This is a genomic window from Actinomyces sp. oral taxon 169 (assembly GCF_013394715.1).
In the GTDB taxonomy this organism is placed as follows: Bacteria; Actinomycetota; Actinomycetes; order Actinomycetales; family Actinomycetaceae; genus Actinomyces.
In genome coordinates, this window is sequence record NZ_CP058259.1 from 137,132 (window position 1) to 159,618 (window position 22,487).

Below are 22,487 nucleotides of genomic sequence, written 5' to 3' on the forward strand. Positions count from 1 at the left end.
CCCGAAACCCAAGACTCCTCCCGCCTCGGCCGCCCCGGAGGATAGCGGCCACAGCTGGACCATATGGAGTGGGGGCCCTGCGGTGGTGGTGTCGGGCGGAACCGTCTCCGTGAACACGAGTGATCTCGATTCCCTGGCCAGCAGCCTCAACTCGGCGGCAGGCTCCTTGGATGACGCGCGAACCCTCATTGCCAACGTGGTCACTGAAGTGAATGAGGCCCCGCCTCCACCGGTATCCCCACCCAGCATCCCTTACCCGATCCTGGCGGGCCTCGATCTGGAGAAGTCCAACGCTCTTCAGGCCCTGGATGCGTTGACCACCGGGCCGGGGTCGCTTGAGGCTGTCGCCGGTACGCTGCGCGGCATTGCCTCCGACGTCACCGCCTGCTCCCAGGCCCACACTCTGGCCGACGGGAAGGCAACTCCCGTCAATGGTCTTGTGGGACCCGTGGACGTGCGGGCCTTCGACGCCGGTCTCCTCCAGCTGGCGCTGGGATCCTCCGCCGTTGCTCAGTTCCCCACGATCTCAGCGCTGCTGGCGTCGTCAACGATGGGGGGCTGGGTGCTCTACAAGCTGGTGGAGGACAGCGAAGACGGGCAGGCCGCCGTCGAGGTCCTCCAGCTCCTGCTCAGTGACCCGACCACTGAGCAATGGGTCAAGGAGGACCTCGTCAGGATTGTCCTGCTGACGCGCTGGCTGAAGAACGCCAAGACCGGGCGGGAGGCCGCCACGGTCCAGGCATACCTCCAGCAGGTCTCCCAGCGTCTCGACCCCTGGGCGAAGCAGCGCCTGCCCGGGCAGGTCGCCGTCGGGACGCAGACCGTCGACACCAAGAGCCTCACGCCCATGCAACGCGTCGCCATGGTCCTGGGCGCGAACGCCGCCGCGATAGGGGCGGGGGTCTACGGCACCCAGAGCGGCGTCACGGTCACCCCCGTCGGCGGCAACGGATCCACCGTGCTGCCGCCTGCCGCCAAGGACCCCTTCGGGCTCGCCAGCGCCGTGAATCCCGGTATGACCGGCAAGGGCAAGGAGGCCAAGTCCCCGCAGAGCATCTCCGAGACCATCACCCACTGTCAGGAGGTGCAGTCCTCGAAGAACTCCCTGGGGCAGGGCTATGAGGAGGCCGGGGTCATCTCCATCCAGCGGGTCGAGCACGCCGACGGCCGAGTCTCCTGGGTCGTCTACGTCCCCGGCACCACCGACTGGACCTCCGGCGACGGCGAGCCGCAGGACCTGCTCACCAACCTTGAGGCCGTGGGTGGCACGCCCACGGCCATGGAGAGCGGCGTCGTCACCGCCATGCGCCAGGCCGGTATCCAACCGGGGGAGGAGGTCGCCCTCTACGGCCACTCCCAGGGCGGGATCACGGTCTCCAACATCGCCGCCGACCCCGCGATCCAGGGGCGTTACAACATCACCACGGTCCTCACCGCCGGCTCGCCCACCGCGGGGGCCGACATTCCCGACGACGTCCACGCCCTGCACCTGGAGAACACCGGCGACGCCGTCCCCGGGCTCGACGCCGCGCCCACACCCACCGGCCCCCACCGGCAGGTCGCCATGCTCGATACCCACCAGACGAGTACGAACGGCTACCCGCATGCCTCCTCCGCCTACGCCCAGGCCGCTGAGGGGCTGGAGGACAAGGCGCCCGAGCTGGCCGACTGGAACAAGTCCTTCTCGCGGGCCTCGGGCGCCGGCGAGCAGGGGACGAGCACCACCGAGTACACCTTCGCGGTCCAGCGCAACACCGACCCCAACGGGATCTACAAGGGCGGCGCCACCTACCGGGGCAAGGTGCCCTCGGCGCAACCCTCCTACCCGCGGCCCACTCCGAGCCCGCAGTCGACGGGCGAGCACTAGGTGTGTGAGGTCATGACGGTGGTGACGTGTGCTGGGAGGCGGGTGCCGGTCTGCTCCGCGAAGCACTGGGAGCCGCCGGGTGACGCTGGGCGACGCCGGCCGGCATCAGCTGAGCCGTCCGGCGCACCTCCGGCGTCGTCGACCTCAGTCCTCGCTGCGCACGAGCATCGCGGCGATGATCGAGGAGATCACCGAGATGATGATCGAGCCGGCCACCGCCGAGCCGAAGGAGGCCACCTCCAGTCCCAGCGGCACCGAGCCGCCGGCGCCCAGCGCCGCAATGTGGTCGGTGAGCCAGCCCGTCAGCGAGAGCATCGCGCCGTTGACCACCAGGGCGAACAGCCCGAAGGTGATGATGTAGAGCGGAAAGGTCAGGAACTTCGCCACCGGCTTGATGAGCGAGTTCACCAGCGCCAGCACCAGGCCCAGGATCAGCAGGTTCAGCCACATGTGGGAGGCGCCCACGCCCTCGGGCACGCTCAGCCCGGACAGCAAGCGCGTGGCCAGCCACAGGCCGGCCGCGTTTCCAACGGTTCGTGCCACGATCTCCATGGGCCCATTGTGCCCGGGCAACCTGTGCCGGTGCCAAGATGGGGGCATGAATCCTGCAGCGACCCCAGTGCCCGGCGGACCCAGGCCCGCATCCCCCGCCGCGGGCTCGCAGGACGGCCCCTCGACGACGGTGCGTATCCGCCCCGACATCGCCGCCCTTCCCGCCTACGTGCCCGGAGCCCGCCCCGACGCCGCCGCGGCGCAGATCGCCAAGCTCTCCTCCAACGAGCTGCCCTATCCGCCGCAGGACGCGGTCGTCGAGGCCATCACCCGCGCTGCCACCGGGGTCAACCGCTACCCGGAGATGACTGGGGAGAGCCTCGCGCAGGCCCTCGCCCGCCGCTGGGGCGTGGAGGCCGATCAGGTCGTCGTCGGCAACGGCTCGGTCGCCCTCATCCAGCACCTGCTCGACGCCGTCTGCGAGCCCGGCGATGAGGTCGTCATCCCTTGGCGATCCTTCGAGGCCTACCCGATCTGCGTGGCGGTCGCCGGCGCCCGGGCCGTGCGCGTCCCGCTGACCCCCGACGCCCGCCACGACGTGTCCGCCATGCTGGCGGCCATCACCCCCCGCACCCGCGTGGTCATGGCTTGCACGCCCAACAATCCCACCGGGACGATCCTGACTGCCGAGGAGCTGGCCGAGCTCGTGACCGGGGTGCCGCGCGACGTCGTCGTCCTCATCGACGAGGCATACCTCGACTTCGTCACCGACCCGCGGGCCGGCGACGCCCTCACCCTCCTGGCCGGAGCCCCCAACCTCGTGGTCTCACGGACCTTCTCCAAGGCCCACGCCCTGGCCGGGATGCGCGTGGGCTACCTCATCTGCGAGCCGGGCCTGGCCGCCGCCATCCGCTCGGTGGCCACACCCTTCGGGGTCAACCTGCCCGCGCAGGCCGCCGCCACCGCGGCCCTGGGTCAGGGCGAGCTGGCCCGCACCGCCGAGCGCTCGGCCGCCGTCGCCGCAGAGCGGGACCGGGTCGTGGAGGCTCTGCGCACCCAGGGCTGGCAGGTGCCCGAGGCTCAGGGCAACTTCTTCTGGCTGGGCGTGGGCGAGCAGACGATGGCGCTGGCCGATCACTTCCGCGGCGCCGGCATCCTCGTGCGGCCCTTCGCCGGTGAGGGCGTGCGGGTCTCGGTGGGGACGACGTCGGACAACGAGAGGGTCCTGGCCGCCGCGGCCGCCTGGCGCGCCGAGCACTGAGGCCCGCTGGAGCGGGTGCCGCCGGACAGGGCGGGGCGGGTTACGGCGTCGTCGCAGGCCTGGTCACACTGAGATCGTCACCAGTAAGGCCACGCACATGACGACCTCGACGATGCCCATCGTCCCCGGGCGCAGCGGGCGGTGGCGCGCGCGCACCAGCTGCCACTGCCACAGCGGCATGACCAGCGACCGCACGGTCAGCACCACCCACAGGACGGCGTGCCCCCACGGCAGCATCCCCGACGACGCCAGCCACAACGTCGCCGCCGCCACCACCGCGTGCGCCGCCACCGTGCCGGCCAGCAGCGCGTAGTTGAAGCGCTCGCGGATCATCGACTTGATGTAGGGGACCGTCCCGCCGAAGTAGGCGGCCGTCAGCGCCGTGACCAGCCACATCCAGGACCAGCCCGTCAGGGCGCCGCTGGGAGAGGCCCCCGGCAGGGGGGCGCTCGGTGTCCCCAGGCCCAGGAAGCCGCCGTCGCCGCGCACCGCCAGGCTGTAGGTGACGGCGGCCATGAGGGAGGCGGCCGTCGTCGTCGACAGCCCCGAGAGCAGTGAGCGCTCGTGGCCGCGCCACACCTGGTGCAGCGCGATGGCGAACAGTGGCGCCAGGGGCACTGCCCACTGGATGAGGTAGGGCGCCACCATCAGGGTGATGAGGGCCAGGGATGCCGTCCAGCCGGTGTAAACCAGGAGCGGCAGCATGATGAGGGCACGCTTGCGGGCCGAGCGGGTGCGCAGCCACTGCGACCAGGACCAGTAGGTGAGGTAGCCGCCCCACCAGGCGGGGAGGAACAGGAGGTTCACCCAGCTGAAGCCACCCACGATCCAGCCGACGATCGGTGGTAGCACCAGCATCGACCAGGCCCCGTGCTGGTTGGGCACCCAGGCCTTGCGACCGGGCTGGCGGCGAATCTGCTCCTGGGTGGGGGGCTTGGGGCGCTCGGTCTGCCGGGGCTTGCCGGTGGCCAGCATGATGTCGTCCTGCGGGCCGGGGCGGGACTGCTGAGAGGGGGCACGGCGCGGCGCGGTGCTGCCGGAGGGCGCCGTGGTGGCTCCCGGCGGAGTCAGGGCCTGGTCGGCTGACGCGGCCTCCGGGCTCGTCGGGGAGTCGGTGGGCGCGGAGGATGCGGAAGGCGCAGAAGGCGCGGGAGAGTCCGCCGATCCGGCGGCCGGCGTCGGGCGGGCGGGATCGGTGGGCGCGGAGGAGTACTCGACGTGGTGCTTGGACGGCCTCGATGGACGGGACTGACTCACACTCTCACCCTAATCGCTTGCCCCTGACGCTGGCTGGGGACCTTTCGTGCGGTCGGGGACACTTTCTTCCAGCCGGGGACGTCTCACGCGTGCGGGGACACTTTCCTTCGGCCGGGGATATGTTGCGCGTTCGGGGACGGGATTGCTGTCCCCGACGGCGTCGAATGCCCCTGGCCGCAGCGGCACGCACCCGGCCGCGTGGAATGTCCCCGTGGGTGGTGCGCTGCGGGGCGGTCAGGCCAGAGTGAGCCGCATCTGGTGCCAGGGCACGCCGCCGTGGTGGGAGGCGGACAGACCCTCGTCGACGAAACCCAGGCGCGCGTAGAAGGGCACGAGGTCGTCGAGGCAGGTGAGCACCAGGCCCTGGCGACCGTGGACGCGCGTCGTCTCGATGACGGTGCGCAGCAGTCGGGTGGCCAGCCCCTGCCCCTGGGCGGCGGGAGCCGTGGCGACGCCGAAGATCATCTGCCATGGCCCGTCGGGGTCGTGCATCGTGGGGGACTCGTACATCTCGTCGGTGAGATCGCGCTCGTGGGTGCACAGGCCGTTGACCAGTGCCAGCAGCATGCCGCCCTCGTCCTCGATGAGCCAGAAGTGGTCGGCGTAGGTAGCCATCCGCTCGGCGATCGTCGTCGGGCTGGCGGCCTGCTCGGGTGGGAAGCAGATGGCCTCCAGGGCAGCCGCCATGGCCGCGTCCTGCGCCTGCTCTGCTGGTGCCGTCCGGGCCGTGCGGATGTGGAGGACGGGGGAGTCGGATGTACCCATAGCCATATTTTCACCAGTCGGTGGGCATGCGTCGAGCATTCACCAGTGTCCCCGCGCGTCCCGCCGTCAAGGTCGGAGACGTCTTGCGCGTGTGGGGACATTTTCTTCTGGATGGGGACGTCCTGCGCGCCCGGGGGCGGGATTCCTGTCCCCGACGGCGTCGAATGCCCCCGCCCGGAAGGACGCGCGCCCGGCTGCGTGGAATGTCCCCGTGGGCAGAGTGGTGGGAGGCAGGGGGCGAGCCAGGGCGGCGGGAGGCAGACAGGCGCCGAGCCGGGCACTTCTCGCGTAGTCCGACAGAAATTCTGTCGAGGCCTCGAGAAATACCCGGCTCGGTGGGAAGGTCGGCGCGAGACAGGAGGGCGCCTGCGCCGTCAGCCGCCCAGGGCCGCGGCGACCACCTTCTTGGCCTCCTCCTGCACCTGGGCGAGGTGCTCGGCACCCTTGAAGGACTCGGCGTAGATCTTGTAGACGTCCTCCGTGCCCGAGGGGCGCGCGGCGAACCAGGCGTCCTCGGTGGTGACCTTGAGCCCGCCGATGGGGGCCCCGTTGCCGGGTGCGTCGACCAGCCGGGCGGTGATCTCCTCGCCGGCCAGCTCGGTGGCGGTCACGTCCTCGGCGGCCAGGGCGGCGAGCTTGGCCTTCTCCTCCTTGGAGGCGGCGGCGTCGATGCGCGCGTAGGCGCTGGCGCCGAAGCGCTCCACCTGCTCCTCGTGCAGCTGTGAGGGGGACTTGCCGGTGACGGCGATGATCTCGCTGGCCAGGAGGGCCAGGATGATGCCGTCCTTGTCCGTGGTCCACACGGTGCCGTCCTTACGCAGGAAGGACGCCCCCGCGCTCTCCTCGCCGCCGAAGCCGATCGAGCCGTCGAGCAGCCCGGGCACGAAGTGCTTGAAGCCCACCGGCACCTCGATGAGAGTGCGCCCGATCGCGGCCGCCACCCGGTCGATGAGGCTGGAGGAGACCAGGGTCTTCCCGACGGCGGCGTCGGCAGGCCAGCCGGGCCGGTGGGTGAAGAGGTACTCGATGGCCACGGCCAGGAAGTGGTTGGGGTTCATCAGCCCGCCGTCGGGGGTGACGATGCCGTGGCGGTCGGAGTCGGCGTCGTTCCCGGTGGCGACGTCGTAGGGGGTCTTGCCCTCGGCGTCGGGCGTCATCGTGGAGCGCAGCGAGGCCATGGCGTTGGGGGAGGAGCAGTCCATGCGGATCTTGCCGTCCCAGTCCAGGGTCATGAAGTGCCAGGCCGGGTCCACCTCGGGGTTGACCACCGTGAGCTCCAGGCCGTAGCGCTCACCGATCGCGCCCCAGTAGTCCACCGAGGCGCCGCCCAGCGGGTCGGCCCCGATGCGCACGCCGGCCTTGCGGATCGCCTCGAGGTCGATGACGCTCTCCAGGTCGTTGACGTAGGTCTCCAGGTAGTCGTGCTTGATGATGTGGGGGCCGTCGAGCGCCTCGGGGACCGGGACTCGCGGGACGTCCTGCCACCCGGAGGCGAGCAGCTCGTTGGCGCGGTTGGCGATCCACGTGGTGGCCTCCGAGCCGGCCGGGCCGCCGGTGGGCGGGTTGTACTTGAAGCCGCCGTCGCGCGGCGGGTTGTGGGAGGGGGTCACCACGATGCCGTCGGCCAGGCCGGGGCCGCTCGTGCGCACCCCCGCCTCGGTCCCGGCGCCGTTGGCCAGGAGGATGGAGTGCGAGACGGCCGGGGTGGGTGTGTAGGCGCCACGGGAGTCGACGGCGGTGGTCACCCCGGCCCCGGCGAGCACCTCGACGGCGGTGCGCCAGGCGGGCTCGGACAGGGCGTGCGTGTCGCGGCCCAGGTAGAGGGTGCCGTCGGTGCCCTGGGAGCGGCGGTACTCCACGATGGCGGCGGTCGTGGCCACGATGTGGGCCTCGTTGAAGGCGGTGTCCAGAGAGGAGCCGCGGTGCCCGGAGGTACCGAAGACGACCTTCTGAGCCGGGACGGCGGGGTCGGGGACGAGGTCGTAGTAGGCGGAGACGACCTCGTCGACGTCGATGAGGTCTTCGGGCTGTGCTGGCTGTCCTGCGCGTGCGTGCATGGGCACAGTGTGTCACGTGCCACTGGCCGGATCAGCCCGTTTCGCTGTGCGAAACAACAGGCGTTCCGAGGCCGGGACGCGGTGATCGGCGGGGCGCCAAGTCCAACGACGGCGGAGTTGTGGGAGGGCTCGCCGCGAGGGCCGTCGTGGAAGTGCCGTAGGTCCCGGGCGGGGGGGCGGGCGAATCCGGAGGCATGGGTAGTCTGGCCTGGGCGCCGGCGCCACTGCGCTGCCACCCGGGCCGCCGCTCCGCCCACCGGGGACGCGGCCGAACCCCAGCGTCCAGCAGGAACGAGGAACCATGACCGTCAGCCGTATCGCCACGACCAACGCCCCCGCCGCCGTCGGCCCCTACTCCCAGGGCGTCTCCACCGGTCAGGAGGCCGGCTCGCTCGTCTTCGTCTCCGGGCAGGTACCGCTCGACCCGGCCACCGGCGCGCTCGTCGAGGGAGACATCCAGGTCCAGGCCGAGCAGGTCCTCAAGAACGTGGGCGCCATCCTGGCCGAGGCCGGGCTCGGGTACGACGACGTCGTCAAGACCACGGTCCTGCTCGCCGACATCGCCGACTTCGCCGCTGTCAACGAGGTCTACGCCCGCTACTTCACCGGCGAGACCCTCCCGGCCCGGGCCGCCTTCGGGGTGGCCGCCCTGCCGCTGGGGGCCGGTGTCGAGATCGAGGCCATCGCCGCCCGGTCCTGAGTTGGCCCGGTCCTGAGCCGGCCCCGAGGCCACGCTGGCATGTGCCAAACCGGCGCTGGTCCTACAAGTGCGAACCGGGGCGGCTGCATCCGATGGGGCGCCGCCCCACCGGTACGGGGTGTCTGACCCTGCCGGAGGGGCGACCCGTTCACTAGGCTCTTTCCCGGTTCCACGTCCACGGGGTGTCCTCTCGTCGAGGGCGCCCCGTGTTGCTCTCCCCATGGCAGACGGCGTGACCGCGGATAAGGATGAGGCACGGCTGGTGACCGCAGAGCCACCAGCCGACCAGGACTCCGCGTCGAGGTTTCATGAGAGGAAGACGATGCCGCCCACGCGCCTTCCTCTCGCCGTCCGCCTCGGAGGAATCCGCTCGCTGCTGTCCTTCTGCGCCATCATGACTGCGGGCCTGGCGGCTGTGCTCTCACCGGTGGCCGTCGTGGTGTGGGCGCCCTCGGTCGCCGCCTTCACGCTCCTGCCGGCCCTGCTGGGTGCCGGCGGGGTCACCTACTACCTGTGGCGCGGTCTGTCCGCCCGGCGCATGTTCAAGCAGGCGCTGCGGCACTACGCGCAGGTCACCGACGGCTACGAGGCCACCGAGCTCCATGCCCGTCTCATCCCTGAAGGCGAGACCCGCGGCGCCCGCGTCATGGCCCACTACCACTGGTTCCGAGACGAGTACGAGAGCCTGACCCGCTCCTGGCAGGACCTCGGCAGCCCCCGGGGCGCCCAGTGGTTCGAACCGGGAGTGTTCCAGCGGGTCTGTGAGATCAAGCAGCGCTCGGCCGCACTGGACTCGACCGACGACATCATCGCCAGCAACGCCGCGTTCCTGAGCCTGTCCTCCAACTGGGAGAGGCTCTGGCGCCAGGAGCAGCAACCGGTTCTTCACGAGCTCGACCTGCTCCTGGGCCAGTGCCAGTGGTTCGACTCCCGTGCGCTGACTCCCGGCGGCACGGTGGAGGTGCGCGAGCTGGTGCGGGCCCACCACCAGCGCCTCAGCGACATGACCGCGGAGCTGTCGGCCGGCTTGCTGCAGCCCTCGGCGGCGCTTGACGAGCTTGCCTGGATCGTGGCCGATGCTCGCCGGGCGGGGCGCGGCCTGTCGCTCAGCGCGGCCGGCGCGGAACCCTCCCTTGGTCTTCCTGGAGCCGAGGTGCAAGGCCGGCGAGGCGTCGATGGGTGGCCGGCTACTGTGGGAATCGCCGGCGGAGCCGGGGACGGGCAGTGGGCCGATGATGACGCTGTGAGTCATGTGAGCCAGGTGAGCCATGTGAGTCCCCGACGGCATCCGGTGACCCGAAGCTTCCTCGGGGATGGAAGTTTTCCGGGATACTGATACCCGGTACTCCAGCCCTTCCAGATCCCAGTCCCAAGAATCCCTGAAGCAAACACAAACATGAATAAAGTAGAAGTGAATGAACAATTTAATAGTTGGAATGGGGGTGCGCGCCATTATTTCGACGAAATGATGTCGATGTGTGTCACTGCCTTTGATGCGATTCGGCGGGTGTTCCAAGGTGCGGGATCGCCTTGGCGTCATCGTCGTCTCGACAATAGGTGATTGTGTTGAGGGTAGTTTTTCGGATTCTGAGGGCGACGTCCTCATACCTGAGTTTTATTGTCAGTGTGTCAGTGCTTACGGCGCTCATCCTGTCACTTCCCGTCATGTGGTTCTGGCCCTTCGGAAGAACGCATCACCCAACGGTGGAGATCGATGATAGGGCTAGTATTCTTTCAGACGAATCAGTGGCGGACAGTATAAGGGATGTGGGCTTTCGTCAAGATGTTCACGTCGTGGTCGTCTCGGTGCCCGGATATATGATTGACAACCTCAATGGTGAGGTGCTCAAGTATGCTCGCGCTCATCAGAATTCTCCAAGGCCGTGGATCTCCTCATCCAACTCCAACTACTGGAGTGATGGTGTTGTTATCCTTGCAGTCGCACCCGATTCCAGGAAGGTGGGGTGCTACTTCGGGAAGGATGTGCGCCTGCCTTTGAGCCAGCAAGCGTCGATCCAAAGTGCTGCGAAAAAGGCATTCAATGACCATAAGTGGGATGATGGAATTCTGGCAATGGCGAAGAAGACGGCTGACCTGTTAGGGCGCCCCGCTGAAGGGAGCTGGCTCACCACCTTCATCATCCCGGCTCCGGCAAGCGTGATCGGAATATGGGCGCTCCGGAAGTACCTGCGTCGTGGCCTGCGTGCAAGAGCCGTTGGGAAGGAATTGACGGAGAGCTACTCTCGAGTCTCCCTCGGCGACGAGGATGTCGAGCTGAATATGCGCACCATCCCTGAGAATGAACCGTATGGGGCGCGAGTGAGGATGTGGTACCGATGGTACCGCCAGGAGTATGCGAGCATCACCAGAGACCTGCAAGCACTCGGGTGTCCTCGCGGTCCACAGTGGTTCGCCTGGAGAATGCTGAAGCGTGTGTCCAAAATGAAGAAGCGCGCTGTCATGTTGGAGTCGCTTGGGGCGACGATCTCAAACACAGCATCCATCCTCAACATGTCATCGACCTGGGAGAAGGCATGGGAGAACGAGCAAGGGCAGGTGCAGGAGGACCTGCAGGCGTTGAGATCGCTCTGCGATACGATCTCCGCATCTCGGGACGTGCCTCTAGGTGTGAAGAAGGAGCGGAAGTGGATCAAGGAGCAGCGCTCGCGCCTCGGCGATATAGAAATAGCGTTGGCGAGCGGTAGGACACGTCCTTCCGATGCTCTTGACGAGCTGGAGAGGGTGGCGCAATCAGTTCGGGAGAAGGCCTTGGATCTCATGCGTCGCGCAGTGAACGCCGATACGTCCAAGTACGCCGAAGAACGTCGCCGTCGTTACTTCGCGTCACTAGATTCAGAACATGATGTTATGCGCGCGGGGCAATGGTTATTCTCCAGCGACGACGGTGGGAGTAACCACAGCTCGAATACCTACCAGTTCTCCGGCTCGCCGCTCGGTGGCGATACTTCCTCGTCGGGCTGGGAAGGGGCGGGATGGCTCGGCTCCTTCACCTCGGTATCCGATCTGGTGGTGGGGTACGAATCCGCCGCATCCTATGCGCCGACGACCTCGGGGTCGTCCTCCTATTCGGGTGGAGATGGATCGTCGGGGTACTCGGGAAGCAGCTCCTCCGCAGACTACGGCGGGGGTGACTTCTCAGGATCCGGTTCATCATCCAGCTTCTGAGTCATGTTAAAAGTTTCCATTCTCAGTGAGAGGACATGATGACATTGCAATCATCGATACTGATCCGTGCTGGAGGGCTGAGGGCAGTGACTGCATTCGTGTCCAATATTATGTTGTGTCTGGTACTGATCTCGTCGCTTCCGGTCATGTGGCTCTGGCCGTTCGGGGGAGAATATCATCCAACAGTAGAGGTTCGCGACGATGCTCATCTCTTTCAGCCGGCTCCATTGATCGCGGAAATTAAGGGTATGGAGTTCCGGCGAGAAGTGCATGTTGTTGTGCTCACTGTTCCTAAAGTGAATGAGGCGTCCCTCAATGAGGAGGTTCTGGCATATGTCCGTCATCACGGTGATGGTGCATCGAAATGGATATCCCAATCAAACCCTAACCACTGGGCCGATGGAATTCTGATCCTGGCGGTGGCTCCTGACTCTAGAAAAGTGGGATGCTACTTCGGAGACGACATTAAAGTGTCACTGGCGCAGCAGGACATGATCAACGCTGCTGGTGGAGATAGGTTTTCCGAAGCCGACTGGTACGGAGGGATGATCGCCATGGCGAAGACGTCCTCCGACCAGATTGGGAGGCCCCCTGGCGGCTTGCTGACGAAGATCGTCATTCCAGGTGCGCTGTCAGTATGTGGAGCGGTGTGGTTATTCTACTATATACGACGTGGTCTCACGGCTCGCCGCTTTGGGAAGGAGGCGTTACGTAGCTATTCGAATGCTACCCACGACTACGATGCGACGGAGCTGCGTGCGTCAACGATTCCTGATGACGAGGAACATGGCGCTCAGATTCTGACCAGATATCGCTGGTTCTGTGATGAGTACGAAGATGTCACTCGTGCTTGGAACGACTTCGGCTCTCCTGCGGGAGCGCAGTGGTTCCAGGCGGGTATGGCCAAGCAGACGCTTTCCTTGAGGACTCGGTCCCGCGATCTCGAATCCCTCGAGAAAGCGGTTTCCAACGGATCATGTTTCTTGACGATGTCGCCGGGATGGGAGGATGTCTGGGATAACGAGATCGGGCCGCTGATGGAAGACCTGCAGTCGCTTGAGCGGATGTGCGCAAAAATAGACTCCTCTCGTCGCATGACGGTGGATACGTCTCAGACTCGCGACTGGATCCGCTGGTGGCGCCTACGTGTCAACCAGGTAACGTCTGAAATGGAAAGCGGTACATGCTCCCCGTCGGCTGCGCTTGATGAGCTGACGATTATGTCCAACGCCTGCAAGGCGGAGGCTCGTAGCCTGGCCAGGGATGCTCTGAAGGCAAAGACGGCTCGATGGGCTGCGTCTCGACTCCGGTACTTCAATGACCGTCAACGTTCGAGGTCAGGAAAAGCCTACGGTGGCTTGTGGGCTCTCGACAATACTTCTCGGTACTACGATGCCACCTCCACGATCTGTGTGAATGCAGACTCTCCGGGAGCGAGCGTTATTGGATCAGATGACGAAACTCCGTTTGACGCCATGAGATCTGTGGCGCATCTGTTGTCGGACTACGTCTCGTCGTCCAGGTACGTTGAGAGTCTGAATAGTAGTGCAGGAGGGGAAAGCATCTTCTCCAGTGGAAGTGGTTCGAGCGTTACCGGTTACGGTTCTGGTAGCGGCTTTTCCGGAGCAGGTTCTTCGTCGAGTTTCTGAGTGAAGGGGAGCCGGTTATTCATCTATTTTCACTTGATAGTGACGGTCTTCGTTGTGCTGTCCGTCGATAGTGCGACTTGACGAAAGTAGGATAGCGATGCGGAATGCGGCGGGAGTTGGTCTCGGTGGATTTCGGGCAGTTCTGTCATTTTTTATTCACGTCGGTGTGGCGTCGATTCTCGTGGCCTCTCCGTTCGTTGTGGACAACTGGTACTCTCAAAAACATGCGCCACGTTACGAGCCAGTTGTTGAGATTCATGATGAAGCGAATGCTCTTGACGTTGATGATCTTGAGGCGGATCTGAAGGAAGTACGCTTCAGAAAGAAGACCTATCTTGCCGTTCTCACAGTTCCTGGACAGAATGTGGTGAACCTTAATGCGGAGGTCCTCAAGTACGCGGAGACTCAGATGGCTGGCAGTCCGTGGATATCTAAGGACAATCCGAACTACTGGCGCGACGGTTTGCTGATCCTTGCTGTTGCTCCGGATGGCCGCAAAGCGGGGTGCTATGTTGGTGAGGATCTCAAAATTTCGCAAGAGTCGCAGGCCGATATTCAGGATTCAGCAAAAGATCACTTCCGTGCCAAGGATTGGAATGGCGGTGTCAAGTCGATGGCGGAGCGAAGTGCTGATCTTATTGCGAACGGCAACACCTCGCAAAGGACTGTCTTCTTGCTGACGTTGCTTGGTGTCGGAGGCGTTGCGACTGTTTGGCTCATTTGGTATGTGTGGAGCGGGCCCAATACCAGTAAGAAGTATATGATTGCCCGTAGGACCTTCTCCCGGGTGGTGTATGGTTACGAAGAAACGATCTCACGCGCTGCACTCGTTCCCGATGATAATACTCATGGCGCTCTGATTCTGTCTCGGTGTCGATGGTTCGACAGTGAGTACACAGAGGTCAGCCGGATGTGGAATGAGCTGCCCGAACCTTATGGTTTCCAGTGGTACGTCGGAGCGACTCGACGCAGTGTCAATGACCTGAAGGAACGGTCGGATGCTTTGCAGTTGTTTGAGACCATCGTCTCACACGCCGCGATCTTGTTCTCAAGGGCATCGGACTGGCCTGCTGTGTGGGATAACGAGTGCGGTCCGGTCATGGAGGACATTCAGGCCCTCGTGCATCTGTGCCGGGAGGTTCAGAGGTCGAAGGTGGCTGTGGACGGAGATGAGGAGCGAGAGTGGGCGGTTCTCTGCCTGCAGCATTTGAGAAGACTACCTGCGTGTCTCAGAGAGGGGAGCGTTACTCCGTCGCAGGCGCTCAGCGAGTTAGACAAAATTTCTGATGGTGTGCGCGTCCGAGTGGACAGCTTGATGGCCAGGATAGTTGAGAGTGATGGGTCTAGGGGTTCTTCAAGGCGCCGGCGTCGATACGAGAAGATGAAGTCAGAGCCGCCAGCAAATACTATGTCTCGTTATGAAGGTAAGTGGGAGATCGCTGGTAGCAAGGGAGAGTATGATCCCAGGACAACGATTCGCGTTAATCCCGGAACTCCTGACGTGGCCGTATTAATGGGAGTTGATGGCGGTGCTGGTGATGTGACCGACGGTGTCGTACGGCATCAGTTCTCGAGCTCAGGAGGACCTATATGTCATACGCCGGTATCCAGTCTCATCGTCGGTTACTCGGCCGCAATTCCTTCGGATATCAGTGCCGGCTCCGGATCAAGTGGTTCGTCCAGCAGCGGTGGCTATGACGGAGGCGGCTTCTCCGGGACTGGATCGTCGTCCAGCTTCTGAATCGGCTCGATAGGATCAGTCTTCTACCTCGGTGGCCCGCCAGGATATCGAGGCCTTCAACACCCTACTTCCGCAGAAAGAAAGGAAAGTGTGGATGAATCACATGAAACAGTCTTGTAGAGGCGGTTTAGGCGGAGTCCGGTCAGTGACGGCCTTCATCGCCAATATCGCGGTGAGCCTTGCCCTCATCGCCGTACTGCCGATCATGGTGATCTGGCCCTTCGGCGGGAGCCATCGCCCCACCGTGGAGGTCCACGACGAGGCCGGAATACTCCGGACCGAGCCGCTGGCCAAGGAGATCTAGGAGATGCGATTCCGTCAGGACCTCCACGTCGCCGTGCTCACGGTTCCGGGCTGGGACGTTACCAACCTCAATGACTCGGTGCTGGAGTACGCCCGTTCGCACGCGAGCGACACTGACGTCCCGTGGATCTCGGCGTCGAACCCCAACTACTGGAGCGACGGCCTGGTGATCCTGGCGGTCGCCCCCGACTCACGCAAGGTGGGCTGCTACTTCGGTGAGGATGTCGCGGTCACCCTGGATCAGCAGGCAGCCATCCAGGACGCCGCCAAGGACCAGTACCGCCGGGCCGACTGGTACGGGGGCACCGTCTCCATGGCGGCCAAGACCGCGGACGTCGTCGGCCGGGTCGGTGGCGGTGGCATCGTCATGACCTGCATCCTGCCCGGAATCTCAGCGCTTGCAGGCGTCACCTGGCTCGTGTACTACCTGTGGCGTGGCGTCACGGCGCGACGTCGGGCGCGTGAGGCGCTGCGCCACTACTCGCAGGTCGCCCACGACTACGAGACCACCGAGCTCATGGCCGGCACGATCCCTGAGGATGAGCCGCACGGCGCCCAGGTCATGGCCCGATACCGGTGGTTCCTCGATGAGTATGAGAAGATCACCCGCTCCTGGGCGGAGTTCGGCAACCCCCATGGCACCCAGTGGTTCGGCACGTCGTCGTTCAAACGGGCCACCGAGCTGGAGAAGCGCTCCGAGGGTCTGGACTCCCTCGACGACGTCATCGCCAACACCGCCACCTTCCTGAGCCTGTCGCCCGGCTGGGACCGCGTCTGGAGCAACGAGCAGGGGCCGGTCCTGGAGGACCTGCAGTCGTTGCGGAGACTGTGCCACCAGGTCGACAGCTCCGACGCCGCCGAGAACGGTTCGATCGCCGAGCGTGCCAAGGAGGAGCGAGAGTGGGTCCGCTCCCGTAAGCAGCGCTTGGACGACATGACCTCCGGGTTGGAGGACGGTTCGCTCCAGCCCTCGGCTGCGCTGGACGAGCTCGACGAGATCGCCAGTGAGACGAAGACGAAGGCCTTCCGGCTCGCACGCGAGGCCATTGACGCCGACACCTCCAGCTACGCCGACGAGCGCCGTCGTCGCTACGACGACTCGGTCTCGTCCACGGACGCCGCTTACGCCGGCTACTGGTACCTGGGCGGGGGACACGGCAGCTACAACCCGCACTCGACGATCCGCCTCAACCCCTCGTCTCCGGCCATCTCTGCCGTGGGCTCGTCCGGTTCGTCCAGCTCGGGCGTCGGCGCGGGCGGGTCCTTCAGCTCCTTCACCCCGGTCTCCGACCTGGTGGTGGGATACAGCTCGGCCTCCTCCTACACGCCGTCGAGCAGCTCCGGCTCCGGGTCCAGCTTCTCGGGAAGCAGCTTCTCCGGCGGCTACAGCGGTGGTGGCGGCTTCTCCGGGTCCGGTTCCTCCTCAAGCTTCTGAGCCGGTGCGGGGCGGGTCCTGTCAGTGCTGTCTCTGCCCGCCTCCGGGGCCGCCCGGCCCCCGCTAGGATCGGCACTGAAAACGTCCAGTCAGTAGGGAAGTGGGGTTCGGATGGAGCAGCTGGGGCACAACCCCGCCACACGCTCGGGCGGAACCCGTTCAGTGGTGGCCTTCACCGCCATCATGGTCCTGGGCCTGACCCTGGTCCTCTCGCCGCTGATCGTATGGCTCTGGCCATCGAAGAAGGAGGCGGTGGCCACCTACCGGCCCACGGTCGAGGTCCAGGACGAGGCCGGCGTGCTTGACAGCACAGCGCTGAGCGACAAGCTCAAGAATCTGGAGTTCCGCAAGCAGGTTCACCTGGCCGTCCTGACGGTGCCGGGTGAGGACGTCTCCAACCTCGACGACGCTGTGCTGGAGTATGCCCGTTCGCATGCGAGCGACACTGATGTTCCGTGGGTCTCGACGTCGAACCCCAAGTACTGGAGTGACGGCCTGGTGATCCTGGCGGTCGCCCCCGACTCGCGCAAGGTGGGCTGCTACTTCGGTGAGGACGTCAAGGTGATGAGCAGCCAGGAGGACGACATCCAGGAAGCCGCTAAGTCCCAGTTCCGGGAGAAGGACTGGGACGGGGGTCTGGTCTCCATGGGGAAGAAGTCCACGAAGTACGTCGGTAAGCCTCGCAGCGACCTGAGAGCCTTCCTCCTGCAGGTGTCCTTCCCGGTCGCCGGGATCGGTGCCGCCGGTATCGGTGTCTACCTGTGGCGAGGACTCATGGCCCGCCGTCGGGCCGGTGAGGCGCTGCGCCACTACACGCAGGTCGCCCATGACTACCGAGCCACTGAACGGCACGCCCAGCGAATCCCCACTGAGGAGCCCCACGGGGCGCAGGTCATGGCCCGCTACCGCTGGTTCCGCGACGAGTACGAGAACCTGACCCGGTCATGGCAGGACTTCGGCAGCCCCCGAGGCACCCAGTGGTTCGGTCTCTCCATGCTCCGCAGGGCGACCGACTTGCGAAGACGATCGGCCGCGCTGGACACGCTCGACGACGTCGTCGCCAACACCGCAACCTTCCTCAACCAGGACCGTGGCTGGGAGCAGGCCTGGTACAACGAGCAGGGCCCGGCCCTGGAGGACCTCCAGGCGCTCCTCACCCTGTGCCACAAGATCGACTCCTCCGGCAGGCTGCCGGTCAACACGATGGGTACGCGGGAGAAGGTTCGCTGGTTTCATGAGCGCCTCTACCACATGACTATGGACCTCTCGGCGGGCAGGCTCCAGCCGTCTCAGGCCCTCGACGAGCTCGACCGGATCGCCGACGCCACCCATGGGGAGGCCGACGGCCTGGCCCGCTACGCCATCGACGTCGATACCTCGCGGTACGCCGATGAGCGCCGTCGCCGTTTCAACAGCTACCGCGGCTCCGGTCGGTACGCCGCCTACAGCGGCGCCTGGTCCCTGGGCGGCGGCTACGGCAGGTACGACCCCCATGCCACGATCCGCGTCAACTCGGCGTCGCCGGCGATCGCCGGCCTCACTGGCTTCGACAATGCGGCCTTCCGTTCCTTCGTCCCGGTCTCGTCCCTGGTGATGGGCTACAGCGCGGCGTCAACCTTCACCCCGGGCGGCGGATCCTCGGGAGGGGGTGGCTTCTCCGGGGGTGGCGGAGGATTCTCCGGGGCGGGCTCCTCCTCGAGCTTTTGAGCCGGGGGTCGCGCCGGTCCGCTAGTCCGCAACGACGAACAGAATATATTTGGTCTAGAGCGGACAATTGATGCTGCTAACCTCAACATGCCGAGAGCGGAGGTGGTACGTCGTTCGAGGTTGGCTCAGTTATTAACAAGGAATGTCACATGAAGCAATCTGCGATCATCCGTCTTGGAGGTCTTCGAGCGGTCGCAATGTTCGTGGTGAATATTGCCGGGGCGTTGATCGCGATCCTGCTTCTGCCGGCGGTGCTCCTGTACCCGTCCGCATCTGGGCATCGCCCCGATGTGGTCGTTCGCGATGAGGCCGACATCTATCACGAGCAGACTCTTCGCCGCGGCCTGGAGGAGCAGCACTACGATCGTGAGGTTCGTATCGTGGTGCTCTCGATTCCCGGAGCCGGTATCGGCAACCTTGATGAGGAGACCGTCAAGCACGCAGCCGACGGCGCACAAGGTTCGTCGTGGTTCCAGGGCTCCGACGTCGGTAGTCCGGTGGATGGAACGGTCCTCTTCGTGGTGGCTCCCGAGTCTCATTGGGTGCGTTGCTACGCGGCGAAGGACTTGCGGCTGTCTGCCGACAAGCGGGAGGCGATCGAGAACGCGGCGGGAAGCCACTACGCTCAGGACGACTGGGATGGCGGAGCCGTGGCGATGGGGCAGCAGCTGGCCACATACATCGGATCAGGCGATGGAAGCAGCACGATGATGCGGGTCGCCGGTGCGGTCCTCGCCTTCATGGTGGGAAGCGGATGGCTTGCCTTCTACATGTGGCGGGGCGTCACCGGCCGACGCCTTGGCAGGGCTGCCCACAAGAAAATGATGCAGGTCGTCTACGACTATGATCTCACCGAGCTCAAGGCGGAAACTCTTCCGGCGCAGTCCTCTCAGAGTCGTGACGTCGGTTCGGACTACAGGAGATTCCTAGCGGAGTACGACGTCGTCAGTAGGGCGTGGAAGGACTTCGGGGAGCCGCGGGGTGCTCAATGGTTCGGTCGCGGTGTTCGTGCTCAGGCCGCTCGTCTTGCCGAGAGGACGGCCAGTTTGGTCGAGCTTGACGCCGCTGTGAACGCCGGCGCCGCGGCTCGGGTGGACACGATCCAGAATCCTGGGGGTACTGCTCTGTGAAGAAGCCGCCAAAAGTCTCTGAGCTCGGTGGGATACGAGCGATCCTCGGGTATCTAGGCAATCTCCTCATTGGTGTAGCACTTGTGGTCGCGCCATTCATCATCAACGGCGGACAATCACCCTTCTATCCCGCGAAGCAGTTTCATCCGACTGTGGAGATCCATGACGAGGCCGGAATTCTTCAGCGGGACTACGTCAAGTCGGCGCTTGAGAAGCTCACCTTCCGGCAGCCGACCCATGTGGTGGTCGTGAACCTCCCGAATTCTAAAGTTGAAAGCCTCCAAGACGAGGTGCGGAACTATGCTCGCACTCATCCCACGGATGTCCCATGGATCTCGTGGGAGGACTCGGGGCGCTGGGCCGATAACGTGATGATCGTCGCCCAAGCGCCACATACCGACTATGATGATGTGCTGGCAGGGCAGGGGATGAAATTCTTTTACGGGCCGAAGCTTGATATTGACTCGGACGGCCAAAGTGAGGTGTGGTACTCGATTCAAAAGTATCTGACCCAGGGTGACCGTGACGAGGATGCACTCGTGGTCACTGCCGTGGGAACTGCCTCCTCCTATATCGGCTGGCACCTGGGTTTTACCAGGATGTTCAGGGTCGCCGCACTGTTCTTGATCTTCGTGGCTGCTGCCAACCTCTGGTTTCGATACTATCTGACGAGAGGAAAAATGGCTCGCTCGGGCATTGAGGAGGCTCGTCAGGCCTACGAGCGGCTCGTTGGTCGTCGCGCCGACATGAGTGCGTTCACGTCGCTCATTCCTGTTGACGATCCTTACGGGGTTCAGGTTCTTGCCAGGTATATGCTTCTTCAGAAGCACTATCGTCGACTTGAGCGATCATGGAGTGTGTTGGGGACTCCTGTAGGGCTCCAGTGGTACGGACTGAGAGTGGGGAACAAATCGGCCTATGTCAAAGCTTACTCAATGCAATTGGATGCCGCTCAACTGGCGGTCATCAACTGTGCCCGACTGTTGTCTCTGACCGAGTTCTGGTGGGACGCGTGGCAGAACGAGTGTGACGCGGTATTTGCAGATATGCAGGCAGTCAAGCGGTTCGCCGCACCAGTTGGGCGCGCGTATGACTCAAAGTTCACGAGTGCGATGCAGCAGGTGGCCTCCCTGCGTTCGTTGGTCGACGGCCTTGAAGGCAGGCTGTTTCAAGGTCAGATAAGACCTGTCGAGGGGCTCGATGTTCTGGGGCGCGTCGTGTCGGAACTGAGGCAGATCGCGGAACGCTTTGTCGATGGGGTGTTTGCCGGAATGTCGAGGGGTGAGAGGAGGAGGTGTCGTCGTCGGTATAAGAAGTACATGAATTCGTGGGGCAGCAGCCCGCGCTCGAAGATCTCCATGATGCTGGGTGGTGCTCAATTCGGGCGTGACGGGCAAGAGGTTTCTGACGCCGAGGGGCTGGAGCCCGCTGGCCGGTGGGGAGGAGTGCCGAGAATGTCAAGCACCGTGCGCATGCTCACGAGGTCACCCGCGGTTGATGAGGTCGCGGTAACGGGTGAGGGGGTGGGCGCACTGTCCGTCAGTGCACCAGTGATGGATGTGTATAACGCCTACCGGTACGCTTTGTTGTACAGGGATCCCTGGTGGAAACGCGAACCCAGCAAGAAGCGGAAGTGGGCAATACGATGGTCTTAGGGAGAGCTGTTCCGGAGCGTCGGCGGCGCAACACCTCCGATGTCGTCAAATTTGTTGCGAATATTGCCGTATGTGCGATGATGATCTTTGCGCTTCCCATCGCGATTCTCGGTCCGTTTCGGCAAGGTCATGCCCCCACCGTCAATGTTCGCGATGAGGCCGGCATCTTCGATTCCCAGGCTCTTCGGCGTGATCTGCAGAGTCTGAGATTCCGGCAAGACATTCGTTTCGAAGTCGTATCGCTGACGGGTTGGGGTATCAACAACCTGGATGCGGCTACCGCGAACTACGCCGAGAACATCTTCGACTACCGACAGGACTTTCGAGCCTCGGGCGGAGGTCGCTGGAAAGAAGGAGTGGTTGTCATCGCGGTGGCACCTCACGCGCACCAGATGGCCTTCTACCCTGGCGCAGACGTGTCACTGGAGCGATCCGAGCAGGTCGCCATCCAGGACGCGGCGGCGTCACGTTTCGCTGCTCAGGACTGGAACGGCGGTGTCGTGGCGATGGGACGTCAAGCCGAGACCTACCTGGGTCCCTACGGTATGACGGTCTCGGGTATCGGCGTCGTCGGTGCAGGGGTGCTGTGCGTGGCAGGCGTGGTCAGGCTCGTCATCTACTGTCGGAGAGGGCTCAGTGCCCGTCGTCGAGCAAGAGCAGCCGCCCGCTCTTACGCACAGGTGACCTACGACTACGACTCGACCGCCCTACGCGTGGGAACGCTCGAGCCCGGTTCACCAGAGTCACATCAGCTCGCACAGCGCTACCAGCGCTTCGAGGCCGAGTATGACGACGTCGCACGAGCCTGGAACAGATTCGGTGAACCGCGAGGCATCGACTGGTTCAGCAAGAGTGTTCAACGCCAGGCCCTCGAGCTTGAGCGACGCTCCACAGCCCTTGACGACGGCGACGACGTCATCGTGGACACCGTGTCGATGCTGACGATGTCCCCGACCTGGGAGCAGGTCTGGGGCAAGCTGCAGGAACCGGTTCTTGAGCGCCTGAGGTCGGTGACTCGGATGGTGCGATCCGCAAGCCGCCGCCGGTCCGGGCTCCAGGTCGAGGCTGTCCAGAACTGGGTCGGCCACCAGAATCGGAGGCTGGGAGAGCTGACCAACAGCCTGGATCAAGGCGAGATCGCTCCGGCTGCGGCGCTGGCTGAGCTGGACCGGATCTCTCGCCTCGTGGCCACCGTGGAAACGGCGGTGGCACGACGTCGTGATGCGGTCGCCAATGCCGCTGCCGCGACGTCGACGGCAACCGCGGTGCGGGTGTAGGCGGA

General features: G+C 64.7%; 15 protein-coding genes and 1 pseudogene. 12 read left to right on the forward strand and 4 right to left on the reverse strand.

Annotated elements, in window-relative coordinates:
* The first annotated feature begins 82 nt into the window (after positions 1-82).
* Positions 83-1,867, forward strand: a complete 1,785-nt coding sequence (locus tag HW274_RS00555) for a hypothetical protein (protein ID WP_081376254.1) — start codon at positions 83-85, stop codon at positions 1,865-1,867.
* Between the two features lie 144 nt (positions 1,868-2,011).
* Here HW274_RS00555 and HW274_RS00560 read toward each other — a convergent pair whose 3' ends face one another.
* Positions 2,012-2,419, reverse strand: a complete 408-nt coding sequence (locus tag HW274_RS00560) for a phage holin family protein (RefSeq protein ID WP_075254489.1) — start codon at positions 2,417-2,419, stop codon at positions 2,012-2,014.
* A 46-nt stretch (positions 2,420-2,465) separates the two neighbouring features.
* On the opposite strand from HW274_RS00560, the gene hisC reads away from it, so the two are divergent.
* Positions 2,466-3,620: a histidinol-phosphate transaminase gene (gene hisC, locus HW274_RS00565; protein WP_075254488.1), complete on the forward strand. Its 1,155-nt coding sequence runs from the start codon at positions 2,466-2,468 to the stop codon at positions 3,618-3,620.
* A gap of 63 nt (positions 3,621-3,683) precedes the next feature.
* Here the strand turns inward: hisC and HW274_RS00570 are convergent, their stop codons facing one another.
* The 3 genes from HW274_RS00570 to pgm all read right to left on the reverse strand — a co-directional run bounded on the left by HW274_RS00570 (position 3,684) and on the right by pgm (position 7,699).
* Positions 3,684-4,877 (reverse strand): YwiC-like family protein, encoded by a 1,194-nt coding sequence (locus HW274_RS00570; RefSeq protein WP_178385016.1) that lies wholly within the window; start codon positions 4,875-4,877, stop codon positions 3,684-3,686.
* A gap of 234 nt (positions 4,878-5,111) precedes the next feature.
* On the reverse strand, positions 5,112-5,642 hold the full coding sequence (locus HW274_RS00575; protein WP_239653387.1) for a GNAT family N-acetyltransferase: 531 nt from the start codon (positions 5,640-5,642) through the stop codon (positions 5,112-5,114).
* A 374-nt stretch (positions 5,643-6,016) separates the two neighbouring features.
* Positions 6,017-7,699 carry a phosphoglucomutase (alpha-D-glucose-1,6-bisphosphate-dependent) gene (gene pgm / locus HW274_RS00580; protein ID WP_070510841.1) on the reverse strand — a complete coding sequence of 561 codons (1,683 nt, stop codon included), beginning with the start codon at positions 7,697-7,699 and terminating at the stop codon, positions 6,017-6,019.
* 301 nt (positions 7,700-8,000) lie between these two features.
* Here pgm and HW274_RS00585 point away from each other — a divergent pair, with 301 nt between their 5' ends.
* The 10 genes and pseudogenes from HW274_RS00585 (at position 8,001) to HW274_RS00630 (ending at position 22,482) form a co-directional block, all read left to right on the forward strand.
* Positions 8,001-8,399 carry a RidA family protein gene (locus HW274_RS00585; protein ID WP_075254484.1) on the forward strand — a complete coding sequence of 133 codons (399 nt, stop codon included), beginning with the start codon at positions 8,001-8,003 and terminating at the stop codon, positions 8,397-8,399.
* Positions 8,400-8,721: 322 nt separating this feature from the next.
* Positions 8,722-9,735: a DUF5129 domain-containing protein gene (locus tag HW274_RS00590; protein ID WP_075254483.1), complete on the forward strand. Its 1,014-nt coding sequence runs from the start codon at positions 8,722-8,724 to the stop codon at positions 9,733-9,735.
* Between the two features lie 368 nt (positions 9,736-10,103).
* A complete protein-coding gene (locus HW274_RS00595) occupies positions 10,104-11,585 on the forward strand; it encodes a DUF5129 domain-containing protein (RefSeq protein ID WP_256692500.1) in 1,482 nt (493 codons plus the stop codon).
* A gap of 98 nt (positions 11,586-11,683) precedes the next feature.
* Positions 11,684-13,234, forward strand: coding sequence for a DUF5129 domain-containing protein (locus tag HW274_RS00600; protein ID WP_081376261.1), 1,551 nt, complete (start codon positions 11,684-11,686; stop codon positions 13,232-13,234).
* A 166-nt stretch (positions 13,235-13,400) separates the two neighbouring features.
* Complete coding sequence (locus HW274_RS00605) at positions 13,401-14,975, forward strand: DUF5129 domain-containing protein (RefSeq protein ID WP_256692499.1); 1,575 nt, start codon at positions 13,401-13,403, stop codon at positions 14,973-14,975.
* 94 nt (positions 14,976-15,069) lie between these two features.
* Positions 15,070-16,713, forward strand: a pseudogene (locus HW274_RS00610) (DUF5129 domain-containing protein).
* Between the two features lie 111 nt (positions 16,714-16,824).
* Positions 16,825-18,420 (forward strand): DUF5129 domain-containing protein, encoded by a 1,596-nt coding sequence (locus tag HW274_RS00615; RefSeq protein WP_075254479.1) that lies wholly within the window; start codon positions 16,825-16,827, stop codon positions 18,418-18,420.
* A 149-nt stretch (positions 18,421-18,569) separates the two neighbouring features.
* The gene (locus tag HW274_RS00620; RefSeq protein ID WP_075254478.1) at positions 18,570-19,550 is read left to right on the forward strand and encodes a DUF5129 domain-containing protein; all 981 of its coding nucleotides are present in this window, start codon (positions 18,570-18,572) and stop codon (positions 19,548-19,550) included.
* Positions 19,547-21,205, forward strand: a complete 1,659-nt coding sequence (locus HW274_RS00625; protein WP_260679124.1) for a DUF5129 domain-containing protein — start codon at positions 19,547-19,549, stop codon at positions 21,203-21,205. Before HW274_RS00620 ends, HW274_RS00625 begins: the two co-directional genes overlap by 4 nt.
* The gene (locus HW274_RS00630; RefSeq protein WP_081376251.1) at positions 21,154-22,482 is read left to right on the forward strand and encodes a DUF5129 domain-containing protein; all 1,329 of its coding nucleotides are present in this window, start codon (positions 21,154-21,156) and stop codon (positions 22,480-22,482) included. Before HW274_RS00625 ends, HW274_RS00630 begins: the two co-directional genes overlap by 52 nt.
* Positions 22,483-22,487 lie beyond the last annotated feature (5 nt).

Coding starts and splice junctions, on each gene's coding strand:
- HW274_RS00560 (WP_075254489.1), bottom strand. CDS start 2,419: ATGGAGATCGTGGCACGAACCGTTGGAAACGCGGCCGGCCTGTGGCTG.
- hisC (WP_075254488.1), top strand. CDS start 2,466: ATGAATCCTGCAGCGACCCCAGTGCCCGGCGGACCCAGGCCCGCATCC.
- HW274_RS00575 (WP_239653387.1), bottom strand. CDS start 5,642: ATGGGTACATCCGACTCCCCCGTCCTCCACATCCGCACGGCCCGGACG.
- pgm (WP_070510841.1), bottom strand. CDS start 7,699: ATGCACGCACGCGCAGGACAGCCAGCACAGCCCGAAGACCTCATCGAC.
- HW274_RS00585 (WP_075254484.1), top strand. CDS start 8,001: ATGACCGTCAGCCGTATCGCCACGACCAACGCCCCCGCCGCCGTCGGC.
- HW274_RS00590 (WP_075254483.1), top strand. CDS start 8,722: ATGCCGCCCACGCGCCTTCCTCTCGCCGTCCGCCTCGGAGGAATCCGC.
- HW274_RS00615 (WP_075254479.1), top strand. CDS start 16,825: ATGGAGCAGCTGGGGCACAACCCCGCCACACGCTCGGGCGGAACCCGT.
- HW274_RS00620 (WP_075254478.1), top strand. CDS start 18,570: ATGAAGCAATCTGCGATCATCCGTCTTGGAGGTCTTCGAGCGGTCGCA.